Origin of the sequence: Staphylococcus sp. AS1337 (assembly GCF_051408735.1) — a bacterium.
Taxonomy (GTDB): Bacteria; Bacillota; Bacilli; order Staphylococcales; family Staphylococcaceae; genus Staphylococcus; species Staphylococcus xylosus_B.
Genome location: NZ_JBOIHZ010000015.1, coordinates 1 through 22,682, shown reverse-complemented (window position 1 = coordinate 22,682; position 22,682 = coordinate 1). Strand labels below are relative to the sequence as shown.

General features: G+C 33.5%; 20 protein-coding genes. 2 read left to right on the top strand and 18 right to left on the bottom strand.

Annotated features, from left to right (window positions below; translation table 11 throughout):
* Positions 1-175: 175 nt before the first annotated feature.
* The 10 genes from ffh to fapR all read right to left on the bottom strand — a co-directional run bounded on the left by ffh (position 176) and on the right by fapR (position 11,372).
* Entirely contained in the window at positions 176-1,543 is a 1,368-nt protein-coding gene (ffh, locus tag ACSUE0_RS14495) for a signal recognition particle protein (protein ID WP_017724272.1), read from the bottom strand.
* Positions 1,544-1,566: 23 nt separating this feature from the next.
* Complete coding sequence (locus tag ACSUE0_RS14490; RefSeq protein ID WP_436957835.1) at positions 1,567-1,899, bottom strand: putative DNA-binding protein; 333 nt, start codon at positions 1,897-1,899, stop codon at positions 1,567-1,569.
* Positions 1,886-3,103, bottom strand: coding sequence for a signal recognition particle-docking protein FtsY (gene ftsY, locus ACSUE0_RS14485; protein ID WP_119613629.1), 1,218 nt, complete (start codon positions 3,101-3,103; stop codon positions 1,886-1,888). Before ftsY ends, ACSUE0_RS14490 begins: the two co-directional genes overlap by 14 nt.
* Entirely contained in the window at positions 3,100-6,669 is a 3,570-nt protein-coding gene (gene smc, locus ACSUE0_RS14480; protein WP_119613628.1) for a chromosome segregation protein SMC, read from the bottom strand. Before smc ends, ftsY begins: the two co-directional genes overlap by 4 nt.
* Before the next feature lie 148 nt (positions 6,670-6,817).
* Entirely contained in the window at positions 6,818-7,522 is a 705-nt protein-coding gene (gene rnc, locus ACSUE0_RS14475) for a ribonuclease III (RefSeq protein ID WP_409349603.1), read from the bottom strand.
* Between the two features lie 266 nt (positions 7,523-7,788).
* A complete protein-coding gene (locus ACSUE0_RS14470) occupies positions 7,789-8,022 on the bottom strand; it encodes an acyl carrier protein (protein WP_017724267.1) in 234 nt (77 codons plus the stop codon).
* A gap of 155 nt (positions 8,023-8,177) precedes the next feature.
* On the bottom strand, positions 8,178-8,912 hold the full coding sequence (gene fabG / locus ACSUE0_RS14465; RefSeq protein WP_119613627.1) for a 3-oxoacyl-[acyl-carrier-protein] reductase: 735 nt from the start codon (positions 8,910-8,912) through the stop codon (positions 8,178-8,180).
* Complete coding sequence (gene fabD, locus ACSUE0_RS14460) at positions 8,905-9,831, bottom strand: ACP S-malonyltransferase (RefSeq protein ID WP_436957832.1); 927 nt, start codon at positions 9,829-9,831, stop codon at positions 8,905-8,907. The genes fabG and fabD overlap by 8 nt, the downstream gene beginning before the upstream one ends.
* Positions 9,824-10,810, bottom strand: coding sequence for a phosphate acyltransferase PlsX (plsX, locus tag ACSUE0_RS14455; RefSeq protein WP_436957830.1), 987 nt, complete (start codon positions 10,808-10,810; stop codon positions 9,824-9,826). The genes fabD and plsX overlap by 8 nt, the downstream gene beginning before the upstream one ends.
* Positions 10,803-11,372 carry a transcription factor FapR gene (fapR, locus tag ACSUE0_RS14450; protein WP_017724263.1) on the bottom strand — a complete coding sequence of 190 codons (570 nt, stop codon included), beginning with the start codon at positions 11,370-11,372 and terminating at the stop codon, positions 10,803-10,805. Before fapR ends, plsX begins: the two co-directional genes overlap by 8 nt.
* Before the next feature lie 471 nt (positions 11,373-11,843).
* On the opposite strand from fapR, the gene ACSUE0_RS14445 reads away from it, so the two are divergent.
* Entirely contained in the window at positions 11,844-13,403 is a 1,560-nt protein-coding gene (locus tag ACSUE0_RS14445; protein ID WP_119613624.1) for a M4 family metallopeptidase, read from the top strand.
* Positions 13,404-13,584: 181 nt separating this feature from the next.
* On the opposite strand, the gene recG is transcribed toward ACSUE0_RS14445, so the two are convergent.
* From recG to ACSUE0_RS14420, 5 genes are all read right to left on the bottom strand, one after another.
* Complete coding sequence (gene recG / locus ACSUE0_RS14440; RefSeq protein ID WP_436957827.1) at positions 13,585-15,630, bottom strand: ATP-dependent DNA helicase RecG; 2,046 nt, start codon at positions 15,628-15,630, stop codon at positions 13,585-13,587.
* A 2-nt stretch (positions 15,631-15,632) separates the two neighbouring features.
* Positions 15,633-16,502, bottom strand: a complete 870-nt coding sequence (gene sdaAA, locus ACSUE0_RS14435) for an L-serine ammonia-lyase, iron-sulfur-dependent, subunit alpha (RefSeq protein ID WP_017724260.1) — start codon at positions 16,500-16,502, stop codon at positions 15,633-15,635.
* A 12-nt stretch (positions 16,503-16,514) separates the two neighbouring features.
* Entirely contained in the window at positions 16,515-17,180 is a 666-nt protein-coding gene (gene sdaAB / locus ACSUE0_RS14430) for an L-serine ammonia-lyase, iron-sulfur-dependent subunit beta (RefSeq protein WP_436957825.1), read from the bottom strand.
* 383 nt (positions 17,181-17,563) lie between these two features.
* Complete coding sequence (gene fakA, locus ACSUE0_RS14425; protein ID WP_436957823.1) at positions 17,564-19,222, bottom strand: fatty acid kinase catalytic subunit FakA; 1,659 nt, start codon at positions 19,220-19,222, stop codon at positions 17,564-17,566.
* Between the two features lie 14 nt (positions 19,223-19,236).
* The gene (locus tag ACSUE0_RS14420; RefSeq protein ID WP_017724257.1) at positions 19,237-19,608 is read right to left on the bottom strand and encodes an Asp23/Gls24 family envelope stress response protein; all 372 of its coding nucleotides are present in this window, start codon (positions 19,606-19,608) and stop codon (positions 19,237-19,239) included.
* Between the two features lie 248 nt (positions 19,609-19,856).
* Between ACSUE0_RS14420 and rpmB the strand changes: the two genes are divergently transcribed.
* The gene (gene rpmB / locus ACSUE0_RS14415; protein ID WP_002483503.1) at positions 19,857-20,045 is read left to right on the top strand and encodes a 50S ribosomal protein L28; all 189 of its coding nucleotides are present in this window, start codon (positions 19,857-19,859) and stop codon (positions 20,043-20,045) included.
* An 88-nt stretch (positions 20,046-20,133) separates the two neighbouring features.
* Here rpmB and ACSUE0_RS14410 read toward each other — a convergent pair whose 3' ends face one another.
* The 3 genes from ACSUE0_RS14410 to rsgA are packed head-to-tail and all read right to left on the bottom strand — an operon-like array spanning position 20,134 to position 22,295.
* Positions 20,134-20,769 (bottom strand): thiamine diphosphokinase, encoded by a 636-nt coding sequence (locus ACSUE0_RS14410; protein WP_119613621.1) that lies wholly within the window; start codon positions 20,767-20,769, stop codon positions 20,134-20,136.
* 5 nt (positions 20,770-20,774) lie between these two features.
* On the bottom strand, positions 20,775-21,419 hold the full coding sequence (gene rpe / locus ACSUE0_RS14405) for a ribulose-phosphate 3-epimerase (RefSeq protein WP_119613620.1): 645 nt from the start codon (positions 21,417-21,419) through the stop codon (positions 20,775-20,777).
* Positions 21,420-22,295 carry a ribosome small subunit-dependent GTPase A gene (rsgA, locus tag ACSUE0_RS14400; protein ID WP_107551777.1) on the bottom strand — a complete coding sequence of 292 codons (876 nt, stop codon included), beginning with the start codon at positions 22,293-22,295 and terminating at the stop codon, positions 21,420-21,422.
* Positions 22,296-22,682: the final 387 nt, after the last annotated feature.

Here is a 22,682-nt window from a genome sequence, read left to right as displayed (position 1 = left end):
AGTAATCGAATTCAACAAAAACTAGGCTACTTAGCCCCTGTAAAATACAGGGAATTAGCAGCCTAGAACATAGTGTTTTTATTAAGTTCCCACTTTAGGTGTTCAGTACCTAGTTCTCCTAAGGTTTGTCTACTTTTTAAATTATTGTTAGATTAATCTATTTAAGAAACACATTTTAAAATGGTAAGTTCATACCATTCATCATATTTTCCATTTGCTTACGTTTACCTTTTTTACCTTTTCCGCCACCGGAAAATTGTTTCATCATTTTCTTCATATCATTAAATTGTTTCATTAATCTATTTATTTCTTGAACTGAACGACCAGAACCCTTAGCGATACGTTTTTTACGAGACACATTCAATGTCTCAGGTTCATTACGTTCACTTGGTGTCATAGACTGAATAATTGCCTTAATATGATCGATTTGCTTTTCGTCCATATTCAATTTATCCATGCCTTTCATCTTGTTCATACCTGGTATCATTTTCATAATATCATCAAGTGGTCCTAGATTTTTAACTTGGTCTAATTGTTCTAAGAAATCTTCAAGCGTAAACGATGAAGTACGCATTTTTTTCTCTAAATCTTTCGCTTTATCTTCATCAACATCTTGTTGTGCCTTTTCAATTAAACTTAATACATCTCCCATACCGAGGATACGTGAAGCCATACGTTCAGGATGGAATGGTTCTAGGCCGTCGAGCTTTTCACTCATACCTACAAATTTAATTGGTTTTTGAGTTACAGATCTAATGGATAATGCAGCACCACCACGAGTATCTCCATCTAGTTTCGTTAATGTCACACCTGAAACGTCTAGTTGCTCATCAAATGATTGCGCTACATTAACAGCGTCTTGACCCGTCATCGCATCAACAACCAACATAATTTCATTTGGTTTTGTAATTTCTTTGACGTCTGTCAACTCTTCCATTAAAGCCTCATCGACATGTAAACGACCTGCAGTATCAATGATTACAAAGTCTAAATGTTCATCTTTAGCATGATTAATAGCATTTTCAACTATTTGTTGTGGCTTTACTTGATCACCTTCACTGTATACAGGTATATCAATTTGTTTACCTACAGTTTGTAATTGATCAATTGCAGCTGGACGGTATATATCTGCTGCAACAAGCAATGGTTTTTTATTATATTTTTTACGCATTAGTAATGCTAATTTACCTGCAGTTGTTGTTTTACCTGCACCTTGTAAACCAACCATCATTACAACTGTGGGTGGTTTATTAGCCATTGTGATGGTTGAATTTTCCCCACCCATTAATTGAGTCAGTTCTTCTTGCACTATTTTAATTACTTGTTGTCCAGGTGTTAATGATTTCATTACATCTGAACCTAGTGCTCTATCTGATACAGTTTTGATAAAATCCTTGACGACTTTAAAGTTAACATCTGCTTCTAATAATGCTAATCTAACTTCACGCATCATTAATTTAATATCAGCTTCTGTGACTTTACCTTTACCACGGATTTTTTGCATCGTTCCTTGCAAACGATCGGACAATCCTTCAAATGCCATATCAAATACCTCCTTTATGTTCTCTAATCTAAATCTTCTAGTGCTTGAATATATTGTTGTATTTTTTCTGGATTATTAACATGCTGTTTAATTTGTTCATATAGTTTTTGTCTCTGTTCAAAATTACGGTATAAACCTAATTTTGTTTCATAATCTTCAACTAAATCGCCAGTTCTTCTTATGTTATCATACACTGCTTGTCGACTCACATCAAATGTATCAGCTATCTCACTTAAAGAATAGTCTTGTAAATAGAATAATTCTAGATAATTTCTTTGTTTCTGAGTGAGTAACGCTTGATAAAAGTCAAACAAATAATTCATACGAATCGTTTTAATTAAATCATTTTGACTCATCTGAGTGACCTTCAATTTCTTCTGCATTTTCATTAGGCACTTCATTTTCATCTACATTTTGTTCAATCATATCAGCAAATAGTCCATAAACATAACTTTCTGGATTGAATGGTTGTAAATCATCTAATTTTTCGCCTAAACCTACATATTTCACAGGTATGTGTAATTCATTACGTATTGCTAACACAATACCACCTTTGGCGGTACCATCTAGTTTCGTAAGTACGATACCTGTAACATTAGTAACCTCTTTAAATGATTTCGCTTGTGACAAAGCGTTTTGACCTGTAGTTGCATCTAAGCATAGTAATACTTCATGAGGTGCTTCTGGGACAGCACGTCCTATAACACGTTTCACTTTTTCTAATTCATTCATTAAATTAGATTTGTTTTGTAAACGTCCTGCTGTATCACAAATAAGAATATCTACATCCTTACTTTTCGCAGCATTTATTGCGTCATACATTACTGCAGCTGGGTCTGAACCTTCACTCTGGCTCATTACTTCAACTCCAACACGCTCTCCCCAAACTTTAAGTTGTTGAATCGCGCCCGCTCTGAATGTATCTCCTGCCGCTAACATTACTTTCTTACCTTCTGCTTGATAACGGTGGGCTAATTTACCAATTGTTGTTGTTTTACCAACACCATTAACACCTACCATCAATATGACATTAAGGCCTTCATTTTCTATATTCATCACTTCTGAATTATCATCATTTTGGTGATAAATTTCTACTATTTTTTCTACAATAACTTCACGCAAATCTTCTGTTTCTGAAATATTGCGACGTTGAGCTTCTTCACGCAATTCTTCAACTAATTGCATTACCGTGTTAAATCCAACATCAGCTGTAATAAGCATTTCTTCTAAAGCTTCGAAGAATTCCTCATCAACTTTACGATAACGTGCAATTAAATTGTTAAGTTGGGCTTGGAAGTTTTCACGAGATTTTTCTAATCCTGCTCTGAATTTCGCACCTAATTGTTGTGCTTCGATTTCTTCAAAGTCTTCTATAGATATTAAGCCATCATCATCAAAATCTGCTTCTTTTAATTTTTTTGGCTTTTTGGCTGGTTCTTCATCTTGAGACTCGTCTATCTCTTTTTGAGAGTCCTCAGGTAATTGTTCTAGGTCTTCTTGTTGCTTTGGTTCTTCTGAGGTACTAGAAAATTTATCCTTTAATCGTTTGAAAAAGCTCATGCTTGTTCCTCCTTAATAACTTCATCAATCGTATTTAAATTAACACTCACTAATTTGGATACACCAGATTCTTGCATTGTTACACCATATAATCGGTCTGAAAATTCCATCGTCCCTTTGCGGTGAGTAATCACAATAAATTGTGTTTGATCTGATAAAGATTTAAGATATTGTGCATATCTAATAACATTTGCTTCATCCAATGCAGCTTCTACTTCATCTAATATAACAAATGGTGCTGATCTTACTTTTAATATTGCAAATAATAGAGCAATTGCACTTAGTGCACGTTCTCCGCCACTTAATAAAGACAAGTGTTGCAACTTTTTGCCTGGAGGTTGAACAATGATGTCTACCCCTGCAGATAAGTAATCGTCATCCGTTAAACGTAATTCTGCTTGTCCACCACCAAAAAGTGATTTAAACACTTCAGCAAAATGACCTTGTACAGCATGGAAAGTCTCTTTAAAACGGTCTTTTACTTCTTGATCCATTTCTTCTATAAGTTGTTCTAATGTTGCTTTAGCTGCCCTTAAATCAGCACGCTGCTCATCTAAAAATGTATAACGTTCGTTGACTTCTTCAAATTGTTCAATCGCATTTAAATTAACATGCCCTAATTCTTCAATAGACATTTTTGTTAACTTGACTTTTTTACGCAATGCTTCAATATCCTCATCTAATTCGTATAACTCACTCGCACGTTCATAAGTCATATGATAAGTATCATTCAAGTGGTTGATTGCATAATTTATCAGTACATCTAAACGTGATTGCTCAGATTTAATATCTTGGTAGCGATTTTCAATAGATAAAATATCTTGATTTGCTTCTTGTAACATTTGCTCTGTTTCTTCAATTTTATCATTTAATTCTAGTCTACGCGATTTCACTTCTTCGATGTCTTGTGCTAATTGAGCTTTAGCATTTTTACTATGCTCAATATTACTTTGAATTGTGTCAAAAGCTTTTTCACCAGTCATTTCATCAGAATTAAATAACTTTATTTGGTCATCTAATTTTTCCTGTTGACTAGCAACAGTTGAGAGTTGTTTAGTAATTCTTGTGTATGTTTGCTTTTGTGCGCTTAATCTTTCTTTTACTACTGCTAAATCCGACTGCTTTTGGTGTAACTGTTGTTGGATTTGTGTTGTACTTTCTTTACCTTCTTTAGATAATTTTGTATAAAGATCAATATCTTCTTCTAATTTTTGTAATTGGGCTTTAATTTCAGCTAATTTTTGTTTTTTATCATTTAAGGTTTTCTTGCTTGTTGTACTTTGATATCCATCATTTTTTTCAAATTCAAATTCTTCATGTTCATCTTTTAAATGTGCTTCACTTTTACGTAGTCTATCCAATTCTAACTCATAATCATGAACTTTTTGTTTCACTGAATTATAAATTTGACTTGTTTCGAAGTACTTTTCACTAATATGATCCGCTGTTTCTTTAATTTCTTGGAATTGCTTTTCAAATTGAACAGTTTGCTTTTGATAATCTTCTAATTGTGCACGCATTTTAGCAAGTTCATCTTTTTGAGCTAAAATACTTTTCGATTTTCGTTCACCTCCACCGGTCATAGAACCACCAGGGTTAACTATGTCACCATCTAATGTAACAATACGTGTACGATATCTAATTTTTCGAGCTAGTTCGTTAGCATTTTTTAACTCATCAACGACAATTGTATTACCTAATAAATTTTGTACGACATTTTGATAATCCTCTTCAACTTGGATTGCTTGGGATGCAATATTAACGAAACCTTCCGCATCTTGAGCTGTTGTCAATATATCACTAGCGATTTGACGCGGTTGGATAACATTTAATGGTAAGAATGTTGCTCTACCTAAACCATGTTGTTTAAGGTATTGAATCGCTTGTCGTCCTTCTTTTTCAGAATCAACAATAACATGTTGTAAAGAGGCGCCTAAAGCTGTTTCAATGGCTTTAGTCAAATCTGAAGGTACTTGGATAACTTCTGCTACCGCACCTCGAATCCCTGTTAACTGATTATTTTTTGCTTTTAATATATGTTTAACTCCATTAAAAAAATAGCTATATTCTTCTTGTTGTGTCGTAGCACTATCTATACGAGACTTGAGTTTTTCATTAAACCGATAAGCCTGATGTAATTTCTCTTCATATTCACTACGTTGTTGTTTAAGTTCTGTTAATTTGTGTTCATACTCATTAAGTTGCTGCTCTGCTTTTTTTAAATCTTTCTGTGCTGTTGTACTATTTTTTTCAACTTCGTTAATATCATGTTGAATTTGTTTCAATTGTTCAAATGCTTCAACTAGTCTTGAATCTAAGCGTGATTGTTTAGATTCGTTCTCTTGTATAGTGTGCTCTAAAAAGCGTATGTCATTATTCACATCTGATTGTTCAGACATCAACTGATAATACTCGTCTTTAATTCCTTCTAGCTTTTCATCGTGTTGATCATCCGTTACATAAAGTTGAGATTCAAAATGCTGTATTTTTTCGTTTAATTCTTTTTGTTGTGATTTGAGTCGGTCTATCTCTGCTTGTGTATCAACTTTCTCTTGCTTTAATGTAGCAGTTTGATTCAAGAGACTTTCTTGTTCCTCTTCAAATCTTGCGTTTGTTTTAGATTGGTTCTTTTTACGTTCTTCTAATACATTTAATTGACCTGTATATTTTTCAACTTCTTCTGTAGCTTTAACGAGCTGATAATTTAAAGTTTCGATGCGTTCATCTAATTGTTTTCTTTCAGCTTTAAACTTATTAAGTGATTGTGTATGTTGTACTTTTTCGCCGTCTTTTGTTGATTGTTGACTTTTTAAATAATTTAACTTTTCGTCTAGCTCATGGATGTTATTGTTATATTGTTCAATATCATAGACCGTTACTAGCACGTCACTCTTTTCCATTTCCTTTGAAAGGTGTTTATATTCTTTGGCAATTGCAGCCTCTTCTCGTAACGGTTCAACTCGACCCTCTAAGTCATATAAAATGTCTTCTACTCGTGAAAGATTATCTTCAGTTTGATCTAATTTTTGTACTGAAGTTGCTTTTCTCTTTTTATATTTCAACACTCCTGCAGACTCTTCTAAAATTTGTCTTCTATCGATGGGCTTTGCATTTAAAATTTCATCTACACGACCTTGTGATATAATACTAAACGCTTCTTTTCCTAAACCTGAATCTAAGAATAAATCCAGGATATCTTTTAACCTTGCTCTATCATTATTCAGGTAGTATTCACTTTCGCCACTTCTATACAAACGACGAGTCACTGTTAATTCAGTAGCTTCTACCTGTAACTTGCCTGCACTATTATCTAACTTTAATTTTACTTCTGCATAATTCTGAGCTTTACGATGTTCTGCACCTGAAAAAATAATATCTTCCATTTTTGCACCACGTAAAGATTTAGCTGATTGCTCACCTAACACCCATTTTATTGCATCAGTGATATTACTTTTCCCACTACCGTTTGGTCCAACTATTGCTGTTACGCCTTCATCAAACTGAACGTTTGTATGCTCAGCAAAAGATTTAAAACCAAAGGCATCTATAGATTTTAAATAAACCATGCTATTCTCCTTCAAGGTGTTCCTTCTCTTAAATCAATTTAGAAACACTTTTACATTAACCTTTAAGCTTATGCATTCCTTAATAAACAATATTTTTAGAATTAATCCTATCAATATATTACTTATTATAAAAATGCATTTACTATATTCACTTATTTTTTAATTTTTTGTATGCTTGTTCAGCAGCTTTTTGTTCTGATTCTTTTTTAGTCTTTCCTTTACCCTCTGCTACGGCTTTATCTTCTAAAATAACTTCAGAAGTAAACAATCGATGATGTGCTGGTCCTTCTTCATTGATGAGTCGATAAGTCACATCGCCTTGATTTTGTCTGTGCACAAACTCTTGAAATTGTGTTTTAAAGTCTACAACACCATCTAATTCATCATCTTCTACATAAGGGAATATAATCTTCTCAGAGAATTTCCATACTGCCTCTACGCCTTGATCTAAATATAGCGCACCTACAAATGCTTCAAAAGCATCCGAAACTAGTGAAGGGCGAGTTCTACCCCCTGTTTTTTCTTCGCCTTTTCCTAATAAAATTAATTCATTCAATTGAATTTTTTTCGCAAATATTACAAGTGATGGCTCACATACAATTGTTGCACGCATTTTTGTTAAATTACCTTCAGGCAATTCTGGATATTTATCAAATAAATAGCGTGAAACCGTCAATTCTAATACCGCATCTCCTAAAAATTCTAATCTTTCATTGTGATCTAAGCGATCCATATTAAAATCATTTATAAAACTAGAATGCGAAAATGCCTGCTGATATAAATCGACTTGATTAAAATTCAAATCTAATTCTTGCATTTTTTTCGCAAACTTTTTTTGGAATGCTTGAACCATTTCTTTCTTTTTATGATTGGTCAATCTCTTTCCTCCTCAGATAAAAACAACTAGATGCTAAAAATACTGTATACGCTTTTATTCTACGTGAAAGTTCAATAAAACTAAAGAAAAAACTGTTTGTCATATATAAGTTTGTAACGCTTTACAACTAGTGTGTAATCAATTCGTGTTAACGTTTAACTAAATAATCTATAATTTAAATATAGATGTTTTTCAAATAAAAAAATCTGAGCCGTTTTTAATACGACTCAGATATTTGCTTATTATTTTTGAATACTATTGATAAAGTTAACCGCGTCACCAACTGTGTTGATTTTTTCAGCTTCTTCATCTGGAATTTCAGTACCAAATTCGTCTTCTAATTCCATTACTAATTCAGCGATATCTAGTGAGTCAGCGCCTAAATCATCTTTAAAAGATGCATCTTTAGTAACTTTTTCAGCGTCAACACCTAAACGGTCAACAATAATATCTTTTACTTTGTCAAAGTTTTCCACGTCGATTCACCTCCTTTTAAAAGTCTACTTACAGACTTTTATATTTTCCCATTTTATCAATTGAAATACAAGTAGTAATTCATAGTATTACTCTAAAAATACTATTATTATGTTCAAATGAACAACGATTTGTGAACAATTGAATAGCTCATAGGTTACATATACATGCCACCATTGACATGGATTGTTTGACCTGTAATATATTTAGCTTTTTCAGAAGCTAAAAATGCTACAGTATGAGCAATATCAGAATCTTCACCAAATTCAGCTAATGGGATTTGTTCTAACATTTGTGCTTTAAGTCCGTCACTTAAAGCATCTGTCATATCTGAAACGATAAACCCTGGCGCAACAGCATTAACAGTAATGTGTCTAGATGCTAATTCTTTTGCAGCTGACTTAGTTAATCCGATAACACCTGCTTTTGTCGCAACATAGTTAGCTTGACCTGGATTTCCAACTGCACCAACAACGCTCGATAAATTAATGATAGAGCCACCTTTTTGTCTTAACATTTGTGGTGTTACTTTTTGTATACAATTAAAGACACCTTTTAAGTTTGTATCAATTACATCGTCCCACTCTTGCTCTTTCATTCTCATCAATAAATTATCACGTGTAATACCTGCATTATTTACAAGTACATCTACTGAGCCAAATTGACTAACTACTTCTTTAATCATCGCTTTGACTTCATCGCCATTTGCTACATTTGCTTGAACAGCAAAACTTTCAACACCTTTAGCTTTGATTTCTTCTACGACAGCATCAGCTTTTTCTTTATTACCGGCATAATTTACTACGACATTATAACCTTCTTCCGCTAATTGGATAGCAATACTGCGTCCAATACCTCTTGATGCTCCTGTTACTAACGCGCTTTTAGTCATTTTCATTCCAACCTTTCACATCTTCTAATGTTTGAATTGAAGTTACTTTTACATCTCTGTTAATTTTCTTAATTAAACCTGATAGTACTTTGCCAGGGCCAATTTCAATAAAGTGATCCACACCTTGTTCAATTAACCACTGGGTTGAATCTATGAATTGAACAGGTGAATATAATTGTTCTATCATATTTGCTTTAATGACGTTTGCTTCAGTTTCACCTTTGGCATGTACATTTTGTACCACAGGATATTGAGCATCTTGCCATTCGAACTGATCAATAAATGATGCAAAATCATCTTTGATTACTTGCATCATAGATGAATGGAACGGACCTGATACTGCTAATGGTAATACACGTTTAGCCCCTAATGATTTACCTTCAGCTACTAACTGATCAATTAACGTTTTATGACCTGAAACAACAATTTGTCCAGGAGAATTGATATTTGCTGGTTCAACAATTTCCTCTTCAGTTGATAATTGCTTACATATTGCATCAACTTCCTCGTAGTCCAAGCCTAATACAGCTGCCATGCTTCCCACGCCATTTGGGAAAGCTTCAGCCATAAGTTGACCGCGTTTTCTTACAATCTTTACTGCGTCTTCAAATTTCAACACTTTACTAGCGACTAAACTCGCATACTCCCCTAAGCTATGCCCCATTGTGTAATCTGCATTCAAATCATTTAACGCATTTAATAAAGCGATGCTATGGGTTAATAAAGCAGGTTGTGTATTTTCAGTTTGTCCAAGTTTTTCTTCGCTATCTGTAAACATTGTTTCTAAGATATCAAAATCTAAAGCTTGTTGTGCTTGATTTAGAATTGATGTTGCTACTTCGTCATGTTCATATAAATCATTTGCCATACCAACTTTTTGTGAGCCTTGGCCTGGAAATATAATCGCTGTTTTACTCATCTTGTGTTCCCACCGTTTCTTTCATAGTTTCAACAATTTTTTGTTCACCGGCAATTTTCGCCTGACGAATTGCTGAATAAAATGCTTTAGCACTAGAACTACCATGCGCTTTTACAACAGTGCCGTTTAGTCCTAATAATACAGATCCACCATACTCAGCATAATCCATTTTCGTCATTAATCCTTTTAGGTCTTTTTTCAAAATTAGTGCTGCAACTTTATTTTTCAAACTGCTTAAAAGTGTTGACTTAAACATTTTGCCCATCGCTTTAGCTACACCTTCTAAATTTTTCAAAATCATATTACCAGTATAGCCATCAGTCACTACAACATCTGCGGCATCATTCATCAATCCTTTAGCTTCCACATTACCTGTAAAGTGAAAGTCATTTTGCGTTTCCATCAAATGATAAGCTTTCTTAGTCAATGTATTACCTTTGGCAGCTTCAGTACCAATATTCAATAAACTTACTGAAGGTTGTGAAATACCTCTAATCTTTTGTGCATAAATATTACCAAGTTGAGCATATTGTAATAAATGTTCTGCCTTTGCTTCTGCATTTGCACCAACATCCATAAATACAAAACCTTTTCCCGAAACTGTTGGCAACGTCACAACTAATGCCGGACGCTCTACACCTTTGATACGGCCAACTATAAATAACCCAGCAGACATTAGAGCACCTGTATTTCCTGCTGAAACACATCCATCTGCTTCTCCATATTTTACTGCTTCTGCCATACGAACCATTGAGCTATCTTTTTTACGCTTAATTGCTCGAACAGGTTCGTCATTCATAGTTATAGATTCTCTACAATGACGTACTTCTACACGGTCATGTTTGAGTGTACATTTCGACTCATCACCAAATAAAATGATTTCTAAGTCTTCAAATTTGTTAACCGCCATTTCAACAGCTTCCAAAACGATTTCAGGTGCGTCATCTCCACCCATCATATCAATCGCTAATTTAACCATTTTGTTCATCCTCACTTGTATAATACATTTTAAATGTCCCTTTAAAAACAACCGTATCTTTAACATACGATTCAACTTTTATAATATAAAATTTATTTGTAATTTCAATGGTTTGCGCATTTGCGCGTACCGTTTCGTTCAATTTCACTGGTTTTGTAAATGCAACATTACTTTCACTTGTCAATACGACTGGTTTATGTATAAGCGCTACACATAAAGAGTTTGCTTGAGCAAACAGAACGTGGCCTCTTGCAATTTTATTTTTTGTAAAAACAGAATCTTCATCAATATTAATAATTGAAGTAGCATATTGATCAGGTTCTACATTGATCACGTCACCTATGATTTCATTACCTTCAATAGAACGAATACTTTCATAGTTTTTCCTAGCTACAGATTTAATTCGCGTTCTTAACTCAGGAATATTTAAGTGTGTACGATCCAACCTTATTGTTTGGATGCTTACTGAAAACAAATTACTTAAATCTAAATCTGTAATAAACGGATTTTTAGCTATCTCATTTTTTATTGCATCGCGCCGTTCTTGTTTTTTTAATTTCATCGCATTCAAACTCCCATGTTTTTAGTACCAAGTCTTAAACACTCCTAACATATCATAACACTTTCCTTTTCAATTGCTCAACAAAAAACATACGTAAGTTTGAATTTAGTAACTTTTAAGTAAATATATTTTATTATACCTAGACCAGAGTACTTTTTCAGCTAGTAAACAATGAAAGTTCATCATTCATTAACTTCTCTGAGCTTATTTCAAAAATAAGCTTACTGGAATCACTTTGAATTATACAACGACGAAATAGTTAATAGCATTATTTAAATGTTTATATATAATAAATTTTAGTATAGGTTATATATAATTTGTATTTGTTTATTTTAAATAAAAAATTATTTTCGATATTTCCTATTGAATTAATTATGAACTATACGTATAATTTTAAATAATTTGAAATTTCAAATATATTTAAAATAATCAGAAATTTATTTTTATACCATTCATTTCTAGGAGGATATTATGAGGAAAATTTTTTCTACCACGTTACTAGCTAGTTCAATGTTAGCTATTACATCTGGTAACGTTCATGCTGAAGAAAGTAATAGTGTACAACCTGAGAGTTTTAAAAAAGCTGATAATTCAACTATTCAAAATGAGAAAGATGTAAAACAATATTTAAATCAACATGCACAAGATTTGGTTAAAGATACAAGTAAAACTAAAAATGAAGCTTTTAATAAAAATGCTTTTAAACAATATGAAGTAGCAAATAAAAACACAGATAAAACTGGTGTGACACACTATACACTGAAGGCTAAAATTAATGACGTCACTTCTAGTGATAGTACACTTAAGGTCCATGTAAACAAAAATGGTGACGTAAAATTGATAAATGGTAGTATCGACAAACCATACATAAATTTAAAAAATTCAAATGAGATAACTTCTGCTCAAGCTGAAGAAAACGCATTTAAATCCATTGGTAAATCAAAGGAAGAAGTTGAAAATATCAAAGATTATGATATCGTCAGTAAAAACAATTTGGATATAAATAGTGATAAACAAAAACTCGTCTATAATATTGAATTGAATTATGTTTCTCCTAAGGTAGCACATTGGAAGATTCAAGTTGATGCTACAACAGGTAAAATCATTAAAAAACAAAACACACTTCAAAAAGCTACAACTGAAGGAAAAGGTACTGGTGTGAACGGAGATGTAAAATCACCACTTAACTTAACTCAATCACAAAATCAATACACACTACATGATACGTCTCAAAACGCAACAATTGACACCCAAACTGCCAATAAAACGACAAACACTATGTCACCAATTACTAATGATAATACAAATTTCAATAAAAAATCTCAACGAGCTGGTGTTGATGCACATTATTATGCTAAAGAAGTTTATGATTATTATTTAGATACATTTGACAGAGACAGCTATGATGATAATGGTGGCGCTATTAATTCTATTGTTAATTACGATAAGAATTTCAATAATGCTGCATGGACTGGCCAATATATGATATACGGTGATGGCGACGGCCAAACCTTTAAAGAACTGTCAGGCGCTAGTGATATCGTGGCTCATGAACTAACACATGCAGTAACTGAGCGTACTGCCGGCTTAGAATATAGCTATCAATCAGGAGCATTAAACGAATCATTCTCTGATGTATTTGGTTATTTTGTAGATCCAGATAATTGGTTAATGGGCGAGGATGTTTATACGCCTGACCAAGATGGTGATGCTCTAAGAAGTTTAAAGAACCCTGAAGAATACAATCAACCTGCACACATGGATCAATACCAAAAAGGTAGCGAAGATAATGGCGGTGTTCATGCTAATAGTGGTATACCAAATAAGGCTGCTTATCTAACAATCACAGATATTGGTAAAGACAAAGCAGAACAAATTTATTATCTTGCCCTCACCGAATACTTAACACCAAATGCTCAATTTACAGATGCTAAAACAGCACTTACTGTTGCCGCAGATAAATTATATGGCAATAATAGTGAAGAAGCTAAAGCAATTGAAAAAGCATGGGATGATGTTGGTGTGAAATAGCTAAAAAATAGTTATCACTAGTAACATCAGAAACTACATGATTATGCGGACGATTTAAAACCAAATTCAAAACCAACATATTAATTTCACATTAAGTTGGGATAAAAAATAAGGCACTTACCTGTAAAACAATGACAAAGTCATATTATTTTACAGGTAAGTGCCTTAATTTTACCAATTATTAATCAAAACTCATATACAGCAAATTCTTCTCAATAAATGATCTCAAAGTTTGATATTGTGTTTCAAAAAATATTCCTGTTTGAATCAATTTTGCCGCTTCATCTCTAGCAACTTCTAACATTTTATAGTCTTCGACGACATTTGCGACTAAGAAATCTGGCAAACCACTTTGTTTTACGCCGAAGAAATCTCCGGGGCCTCTCATTTCAAGATCTCGTTCACTGAGTTCAAAACCATCTGTTGTTTGTGTCATAATATTCATGCGTTCTATGCCCGTCTCTGTTTTTGGCGAAGCAATTAGTACACAATAACTTTGATGCTCACTTCTACCCACACGTCCCCTCAACTGGTGTAATGTAGATAATCCAAAACGATCGGCATCATATATCATCATAAATGTAGCGTTTGGTACATTAACCCCTACCTCGACTACGGTTGTTGAAACTAAAATATCTATTTCATGATTACTGAATTTTTGCATAACCTCATCTTTTTCAACAGAATGCATTTTACCATGTAATAATCCCACTTTGTCAGTACCATAATAAGCTTGTAATGATTCATATAATTCAACCACATTTTGGACATCTTCTAAATGCTCAGAGCTTTCAATCAACGGACATATGACATAGGCTTGACGGCCTTTCTTTAATTCAGTTGTCATTTGATTCAAAACACTCTCATACGCTTCATGTTTTGACCATGAAGTAATAATTGGTTTCCTACCTTTTGGTAACTGTTTAATTGATGAAACATCCATTTCACCAAATACAGAAATAGCTAAAGTTCTAGGAATTGGCGTTGCTGTCATAAATAGTACATTTGTCATAGCGCCTTTTTCTCTAAGCAGTTGTCGCTGGTTCACACCAAAACGATGTTGTTCATCAGTAATAACAAGTCCAACATTATTAAATTTCACATCATCCTGAATCAATGCGTGTGTTCCAATCAAACAATCAATTTCATTATTATTTAATTGATCTAATAATAATTGCCGTTTTTTACCTTTAACTGACCCGGTTAATAACGCGACATTCATCCTGTCACCAAATATATCCACTAAACTTTCAGCATGCTGTTCTGCTAAAATTTCAGTTGGCACCATTAATGCCGATTGAAAACCAGCAGTTTTAAGGGCGTACATGCAGATAGCTGCAACAACAGTTTTCCCAGAGCCCACATCACCTTGGAGTAAACGATGCATACGTATTGGAGCCTTCAAATCACGAAAGATTTCATTAACGCTATGTTTCTGTGCATCAGTGAGTTCAAAAGGTAAACTATCAATAAAATGTTTAACTAAATTGATATCATAATCAACTTCAATAGCTTCATCCGAAGTTTTTTCAAGCCTATTCAACCATTGCATTCTTAGTTCAAACATAAATAACTCTGTAAATGCATACGTTCTGCGTGCTTTTAGTAATGAAGCTTTATCAGTTGCAAAATGAAGTGCTTTAATTGTATTTTCTAATGATTCTAGTTTATATTTTTCTCTTAATTCTGCTGATAACCATTCATGTATAGTTACTTGATCTAATACTTGACGTATCATATCTCTTAGTGGTTTTTGCTTAATACCCTCTTTAATGCGATACACAGGTTCAAATTGGGCGGATTCTGTAACCTGTTGATTGAAAAACATTCTATTTCCATTAATTTCTTGCTTTCTTCTATCCCATTTACCTTTGACCGTAACTGTTCCATGTAGTTCAATTTTCTTTTTCAAATAAGGCTGATTGAAAAAAGTACACTTAACTGCAATATTATTGACCATTATATGTACTGTTAACTTAGATTTATTACGACCAAAAAAAGCGACAGTCGGTGTAGAATATACTTCGCCTACCACTGTCACTGTCGCTTGGTCTTCTGCTTCATTTAAGTCAATTACAGTATTATCTTCGTAACGTGTCGGTAAATATAAGATTAAATCTTCAACGGTATAAATATTTAATTCATTTAACACCGCTAAACGTTTAGGTCCTAGACCTTTAATTTGAGATAATGGAAATGGGCTTTCTATTAAATTGACTTTTGACATTATTAATCACCAAATATTTCTTGTTTTAGACGCTGACCTGTAGGCGTACCAGCTAAACCTCCACGACCAGTTTCACGCAAAGCAGATGGCATCGTTTGGCCAATCTTATACATTGCTTCAATCACTTCATCTGTCGGTATTCTAGATGTCACACCTGCCAACGCCATGTCCGCAGATACGATTGCATTAGAAGCGCCTGCAGCATTTCTTTTTACACAAGGAACTTCTACTAAACCAGCAACTGGATCACATACTAAACCTAGCATATTTTTCAAACAAATTGCAAAGGCTTCAGCTGATTGTTGTGGCGTGCCTCCAGCAAGTTCAACTGTTGCACCTGCAGCCATAGCAGCTGCCGAGCCCACCTCAGCTTGACAACCACCAGCTGCACCTGAAATTGACGCATTGTTAGCTACAACGAAACCAAACGCACCTGAAGTTAATAAAAAGTTAAGCATATCTTTACGTGTAGGTTCAAGTCTAGGTTTTAAGCCAAACAATACACCTGGCACTACGCCAGCTGATCCTGCAGTCGGTGTTGCACAAATTTTTCCCATTGCCGCGTTGACTTCATTTGTTGCAACTGCTTTACTAACTGCATCTAATAACGTTGCGCCCGATAATGATTTCCCAGTTTTTAGATATTCTTTAATTAATACAGCATCTCCACCAGTTAATCCTGTCGTTGATGTTACTCCCGCTAGTCCTTCATCCAATGCATTTTCCATTGTTTGTAAATTTTTATCCATATGTGCATACACATCAGCTTCAGATAACCCTGTCACTTCCATCTCTTGTTCTAACATGATTTCATGAATTTTCTTATTTTGTGCTTCACACATCTCTATTAATTCTTTCACGCTTTTAAACATGCAATACCTCCGTTAGGCGTCTCCCATGAGTGAAACCGTCACTACACCATCGACGTTTTTAATTTTCTCTATAATATCTTTGTTTACAGCATCGTCCAACTCACAAGTCATTAACGCTTGATCGCCTTTTTCTTTTCTCGATACTTGCATACTTCCCACATTAATACTTGAATCTCCTAAAATATTAGCTACTTTACCAATCGTACCAAATGTATCCTTGTGGAATACAAGTAATGCTGGGTAATTCCCACTGATCGCAATATTAAAGCCATTAATTGCAACAACTTCAATTTTACCACCACCGATAGATACACCTTCCACCGAAACCTCCTTTTCAGCGTTACGCATATTTATAATAGCTGTATTGGGATGCGATCTCTCTTCAGCCATTTCTATAAAATTAACTTTCATTCCTGCACTTTCTGCTGCTTCTAAACTCGTTTGAATTCTATCATCGTCAGTATCATAGCCTAATAAACCACCTACAAGTGCAACATCTGTGCCATGACCTTTATATGTTTCCATAAATGAGCCATACAAATAGATATCAACTTGACTTGGTAATTGGTTAAATAAATCTCTTGCTACCAAACCAATTCTTACTGCCCCCGCTGTATGAGACGATGAAGGGCCTACCATTGTTGGACCAATTATATCGAAAACTGTTTTATATTTCATAATTATACCCCACTCTTGTTTTTAATGTTTCTAAAGTGTTGCGCTTACATTCTCAAACATCTAGTTCATTATAACAAGTTCATTAGACATTATAAACCAAAACTGGTTGCATTGTTCTTTTTAAATTTAAAATATAATTGACTGCAATTCATATAAATTTGCACAATTACACTAAATTACTACATAAAAACGAGAGCGAGATAGAAATCAAAACTAAATTCGATTTCGTATTCTCGCTCTCACAACAACAGAATATTTAATAAACATTCTATAGTAGAAATTGTATTCAAACCATTGTTTGACAACATAACCTATTTAAAATGACACTTAAATTTCAATCACATGTAAATATCAATGCGTTTAAATCGATGATTATCCAGTAATCATTCTACTGAAAATAAATATTGATATACAGGTTGCTGACCATCATATTGATCTAGCTCAACATCTGGATAAGTTTCTTCTACCCATGCTTCTACTTCGGCAGTAACAGTCTCATTTGCATCTTCCCCAACAATCATAGTTATGATTTCACTGTCTTCTTCAATCATTTGTGAAAGCAAGCCCTTAACTGTATCAAACTCATTATCTTCACTAGTAACAATTTTATCTTCTACTAAGCCCATAAATGCGCCTTTTTTAATTTCAACACCATCTATTTTAGTATCTCTAACAGCATAAGTAACTGAACCAGAATTAACTGCTTCTAATGATTCAATCATACGAGATTTATTATCAGCAAGTGAATCAGACGCATCATAGTTAAATAATGCAGCAATGCCTTGAGGAATAGATTTTGTTGGAATAACAATAGCTTCTGCTTCAACAATATCAGCTGCTTGTTCACTAGCCATAAGGATATTTTTATTGTTTGGTAAAATGATTGCACGTTTACATTCTGCTTGTTCAATCATTTTCACTATGTCTTCCGTCGATGGGTTCATAGTTTGGCCACCACTAATCATATGTGTTGCGCCCATTGATTTAAATAACTCAGAAACACCATTACCCATTGATATAGCAATTACAGCAGTATCAACAGTTTCATTTTCATCACTTTGAGGTACAGGTTGATTGTTTTGCTCTTTTTTCACAACTTCTCTGTGTTGTTCACGCATATTTTCTACTTTTAATTTAATTAATTCACCATATTGTTGACCAAAATTAAATACATCACCTGGCTTTTCAGTATGTACGTGTACTTTAACTATTTCTTCATCATTAATCACTAATAAAGAATCACCAAATGCGCTCATATCTTCTCTAAATTCTTGTTCATCGAAAGTTTTTTTATTTTTAGCAAAACGAACCATCATTTCGGTACAATAACCATATTCAATGTCTTCAGTATTAATCACACCATGAAAATCATGTGCTTCACTTACTAAGGAATCTTTATCTAATTTTGATGATTGTGAGGATACTTTTTCTCCTTTTAACGCTTTTAGGAAGCCTTCGTAAACCACTACTAAACCTTTACCACCACTATCAACAACTCCTACTTCTTTTAAAACTGGTAATAAGTTTGGTGTGTTTTCAAGTGAGATTTCTGCTTGTTCTAAAATATAAGTCATCAACTCAATACAATCTTCAGTTTCTTCAGCTTTACGCATTGCAGCATCTCCTGCATCTCTAGCTACTGTTAAGATTGTACCTTCTACTGGTTTCATAATTGCTTTATATGCTGTATCTACACCAGCTTTAAAGCTTTCAGCAAATTGTTGTGCATTGATTTCGTCATTGTCTTCTAAATTTTTACTAAAACCTCTAAATAGTTGAGAAAGTATTACACCAGAGTTACCTCTTGCGCCCATCAATAAACCTTTAGAATATGTTTTACCTAGCTCACCTATATGTTGTGATAAATTCTCTTCTACTGCTTCTCTACCAGATGTCATAGTCAAGTTCATATTAGTTCCTGTGTCTCCATCAGGTACTGGGTATACATTTAATGAATCGACTAAATCTGCATGATTTGATAAATTTTGTGCCCCTTGTATAATCATTTCGGCAAATAATTTACCATTTATTTTGCTAACCATTACGTAATGTCCTCCTAGTTCTTCGTGCCATTATTGACGCGCACACCTTGTACAAATATATTTATTGAGTTTACTTTTACTTTTAATGTTTGTTCTAATGTATATTTCACAGTTGATTGCACATTACTTGCAACTTCTGATATTTTTGTCCCGAAGCTAACAATTGTATACATATCAACATCAATCACTCCATTGTCTTCTCTTACAACAATGCCTTTAGAATAATTTTCATGCCCTAATATTTCGGCAATACCGTCTCTTACTTGTTGTCTAGAAGCCATGCCTACAATTCCATAACATTCTACTGCTTTACTGCCCACCACTGATGCTATTACTTCGTTTGAAATATCTATGCTACCATAATCATTTGTGATTTCTAACGTCATAAAATTGCCTCCTAAAGTTTATGGTTCTGAAACTAACTGTAAATAAACAATTATTTAAGATGAGTTTAATAATAAAATACTATATTTATCCACAGTTTACAATTATATCATAATTTAGTTTTAACAAAAGGAGAAGTCATATAAATCAGAAAAATTTCTCATTATATTGCTAAATTTTTCTATTTATGGTACATTATTCAGGTATGTAGTAGATACGTGTATTTATATTTATTAAAGGAGGTACTTTCATGGGCAAACAATGTTTCGTAACAGGTCGTAAAGCTTCAACTGGAAACAATCGTTCACACGCTTTAAATTCTTCTAAAAGAAGATGGAATGCTAACCTTCAAAAAGTTAGAATTCTTGTAGACGGAAAACCTAAAAAAGTTTGGGTTTCTGCACGTGCTTTAAAATCTGGTAAAGTAACTAGAGTTTAATAAATATAATGCACGAAAAAACCAATCCTTATGTGGAGGATTGGTTTTTTTATTTTTGAACAATTTTTTCAACTCATAATGATTGATATTAATCTCTACTCCGTATCATTAATACATTCCCTTTAATCAACTCAACTTCTCCATGTGAGGATTCAATCTCATTAGAAATAGTTAACGTTGATCCCTGTTTAAGTGTCTCTTTATAAAGGTTATATTTAAAATACTTTAATGTGATGACTGTTGGATACGAAACAGGAATAAATGAAATATATGGGTAAAAGTCATTTACTTCAATATGAAATAATCCCCGTTTTAAAAATTGAACTTCATTTGACTGATCAATCAATTTTATAACTATACCATTTTCTACATATTCGGGTTTCTCCAATATTTGTAAAGCTCCCAAAAAATGATCTAATCTACCACCTGTAGCACCAAACACATGTATTTCCTTATACCCACTCTGTACCGCTTGATCTATCCCTAATGCTAAATCTGTATCATCTTTTTCTGAATTATAGGGATTTATTTCAATTTGTTGCTCTATAAATGATTTTTCTTCTTGTGTAATTGAATCAAAATCACCAACTGCAAATTGCGGTGTGATACCGGATTCCAACAAAATTAATGTACCTCTATCTATGCCAATCCAATCGGCATCAGCACTATCAACCAGTATATCTTTAGGTAAATTTCGATTACCACATAATAAATTGGCTTTCATTAACGTCAACCTTTCAGTGTTTTAGTAACTGACTTATAATCATTTTGTTTGAAGAAGTATGACCCCGCAACTAACATATTTGCGCCATGCTCAATCACGGTTTGGACTGTCTTATCATTAATACCACCATCAACTTCTATATTAAAATCTAAATTCAACCTTTGTTTAACTTCAGATAGCTGATCTAGTTTATCAACTGTATCAACAATAAATGATTGTCCCCCAAAACCAGGATTCACAGTCATTACTAATACATAATCTATCATTTTTATAATAGGTAGAATTGCATCTACTGGTGTTCCTGGGTTTATCACCACACCAGCCTTTACATTTGCGTTCTTAATTTGTTCTATCACGCGATGAATATGTGGTGTAGCCTCTACATGAACTGAAATCATGTCTGCTCCATGTGCCGCAAAAAGTTCTACATACTTTTCTGGTTCCTCAATCATTAAATGTACATCAATAGGTAAATCTGTTCCCGCTCTAACTGCATCTAAAATTGGAATACCAATTGAAATATTGGGCACAAATTGACCATCCATAACATCAAAATGTACACCATCTACGCCAGCTTCCTCTAAAGCCTTTAATTCCTTTTGTAAATTTAAAAAATCTGCTGATAATAAAGATGGATAAAGTTTTGCCAATTAATATCTTTCCTTTCTATTTGCAATCTCATTAAATAGTTGAACATAATGATCATATCTAAATTGAGTAATATCGCCTTGTTCTACTTTAAATTTGACGTTACACTTAGGTTCATTAATATGATTACAATCTCTGAATTTACATGACTCACCATACTCATGAATTTCCATAAAATAATTTTTCAGTTCGTCTTTTTGAATATGGTCAAAATCTAATGCACTAAACCCTGGCGTATCTGCAATATATCCATGTGTTCTTTCAAAAAGTTCTACATGTCTAGTAGTATGACGACCGCGATTAAGTGCTTTTGAAATATGCTGTGTTTCAATATCTAAATCAGGAAAATATTTGTTCAACAACGTAGATTTTCCAACACCAGATTGACCACTTAATACAGCTAATCCATCACCCCATTGTGCAAAAATATTTTCGATCTCATCATTGATACTGATGAATTGAGTCTTATAACCCATGTCTTCGTATATATTTAATATCTTTGTCACCTTTTGTTGCATTTCAATTGAAGTTAAATCTTTTTTAGTTATAAGTATGCGTGGACGCATGTGATATGAGTGTGCGATAACTAAAAAACGATCTAGTAATTGTGTAGAAAAATCTGGTTCTACTGCACTCATCACTAAAATAAGATGATCAACATTACTTACAGGTGGTCTTTTGATTTCGTTTTTTCTTTCATGCACATGTTGAATATAACCCTCTGTTACATTTTCAACTTCAAAATCCACTACATCGCCGACGATGGGAGAAAATTTATTTTTTCTAAATAGTCCTCGCGGCTTGGTGTCATACATTTCGCCATCTACATCTACACGATATACGCCACTAATTGATTTTATGATGCGTCCTGTCTTCACTTAGGCACCTCTCTTATAATTACTTTTACTCTTTACATTATAGCAAAGCCTTTTTAAATTAAATATGATTTAAGTTTATTTTGAATAAAAAATTAGTGATTAGTATAAAAATTTACTTTAAAGACTTATACCATCTCCATAATTCACTTTAATTGATATACAAAACACCAATGTAGTCAATTAAATGATTACATTGGCGTTAAATTTGTTAGCGACACTATACTCGTTTACTCGTTACCGTTTGGTTCGCAAGACCTTTGCTCTTGCATAAGCGACACTATACTCGTTTACTCGTCACCGTTTGGTTCGCAAGACCTTTGCTCTTGCATAAGCGACACTATACTCGTTTACTCGTCACCGTTTGGTTCGCAAGACCTTTGCTCTTGC

Excerpts from the sequence above, each read along its gene's own strand:
- ffh (WP_017724272.1), bottom strand. The coding sequence starts at position 1,543 with ATGGCATTTGAAGGATTGTCCGATCGTTTGCAAGGAACGATGCAAAAA.
- ACSUE0_RS14490 (WP_436957835.1), bottom strand. The coding sequence starts at position 1,899 with ATGAGTCAAAATGATTTAATTAAAACGATTCGTATGAATTATTTGTTT.
- ftsY (WP_119613629.1), bottom strand. The coding sequence starts at position 3,103 with ATGAGCTTTTTCAAACGATTAAAGGATAAATTTTCTAGTACCTCAGAA.
- smc (WP_119613628.1), bottom strand. The coding sequence starts at position 6,669 with ATGGTTTATTTAAAATCTATAGATGCCTTTGGTTTTAAATCTTTTGCT.
- rnc (WP_409349603.1), bottom strand. The coding sequence starts at position 7,522 with ATGGTTCAAGCATTCCAAAAAAAGTTTGCGAAAAAAATGCAAGAATTA.
- fabG (WP_119613627.1), bottom strand. The coding sequence starts at position 8,912 with ATGACTAAAAGCGCGTTAGTAACAGGAGCATCAAGAGGTATTGGACGC.
- fabD (WP_436957832.1), bottom strand. The coding sequence starts at position 9,831 with ATGAGTAAAACAGCGATTATATTTCCAGGCCAAGGCTCACAAAAAGTT.
- plsX (WP_436957830.1), bottom strand. The coding sequence starts at position 10,810 with ATGGTTAAATTAGCGATTGATATGATGGGTGGAGATGACGCACCTGAA.
- fapR (WP_017724263.1), bottom strand. The coding sequence starts at position 11,372 with ATGAAATTAAAAAAACAAGAACGGCGCGATGCAATAAAAAATGAGATA.
- ACSUE0_RS14445 (WP_119613624.1), top strand. The coding sequence starts at position 11,844 with ATGAGGAAAATTTTTTCTACCACGTTACTAGCTAGTTCAATGTTAGCT.
- recG (WP_436957827.1), bottom strand. The coding sequence starts at position 15,630 with ATGTCAAAAGTCAATTTAATAGAAAGCCCATTTCCATTATCTCAAATT.
- sdaAA (WP_017724260.1), bottom strand. The coding sequence starts at position 16,502 with ATGTTTAAAAGCGTGAAAGAATTAATAGAGATGTGTGAAGCACAAAAT.
- sdaAB (WP_436957825.1), bottom strand. The coding sequence starts at position 17,180 with ATGAAATATAAAACAGTTTTCGATATAATTGGTCCAACAATGGTAGGC.
- fakA (WP_436957823.1), bottom strand. The coding sequence starts at position 19,222 with ATGGTTAGCAAAATAAATGGTAAATTATTTGCCGAAATGATTATACAA.
- ACSUE0_RS14420 (WP_017724257.1), bottom strand. The coding sequence starts at position 19,608 with ATGACGTTAGAAATCACAAATGATTATGGTAGCATAGATATTTCAAAC.
- rpmB (WP_002483503.1), top strand. The coding sequence starts at position 19,857 with ATGGGCAAACAATGTTTCGTAACAGGTCGTAAAGCTTCAACTGGAAAC.
- ACSUE0_RS14410 (WP_119613621.1), bottom strand. The coding sequence starts at position 20,769 with ATGAAAGCCAATTTATTATGTGGTAATCGAAATTTACCTAAAGATATA.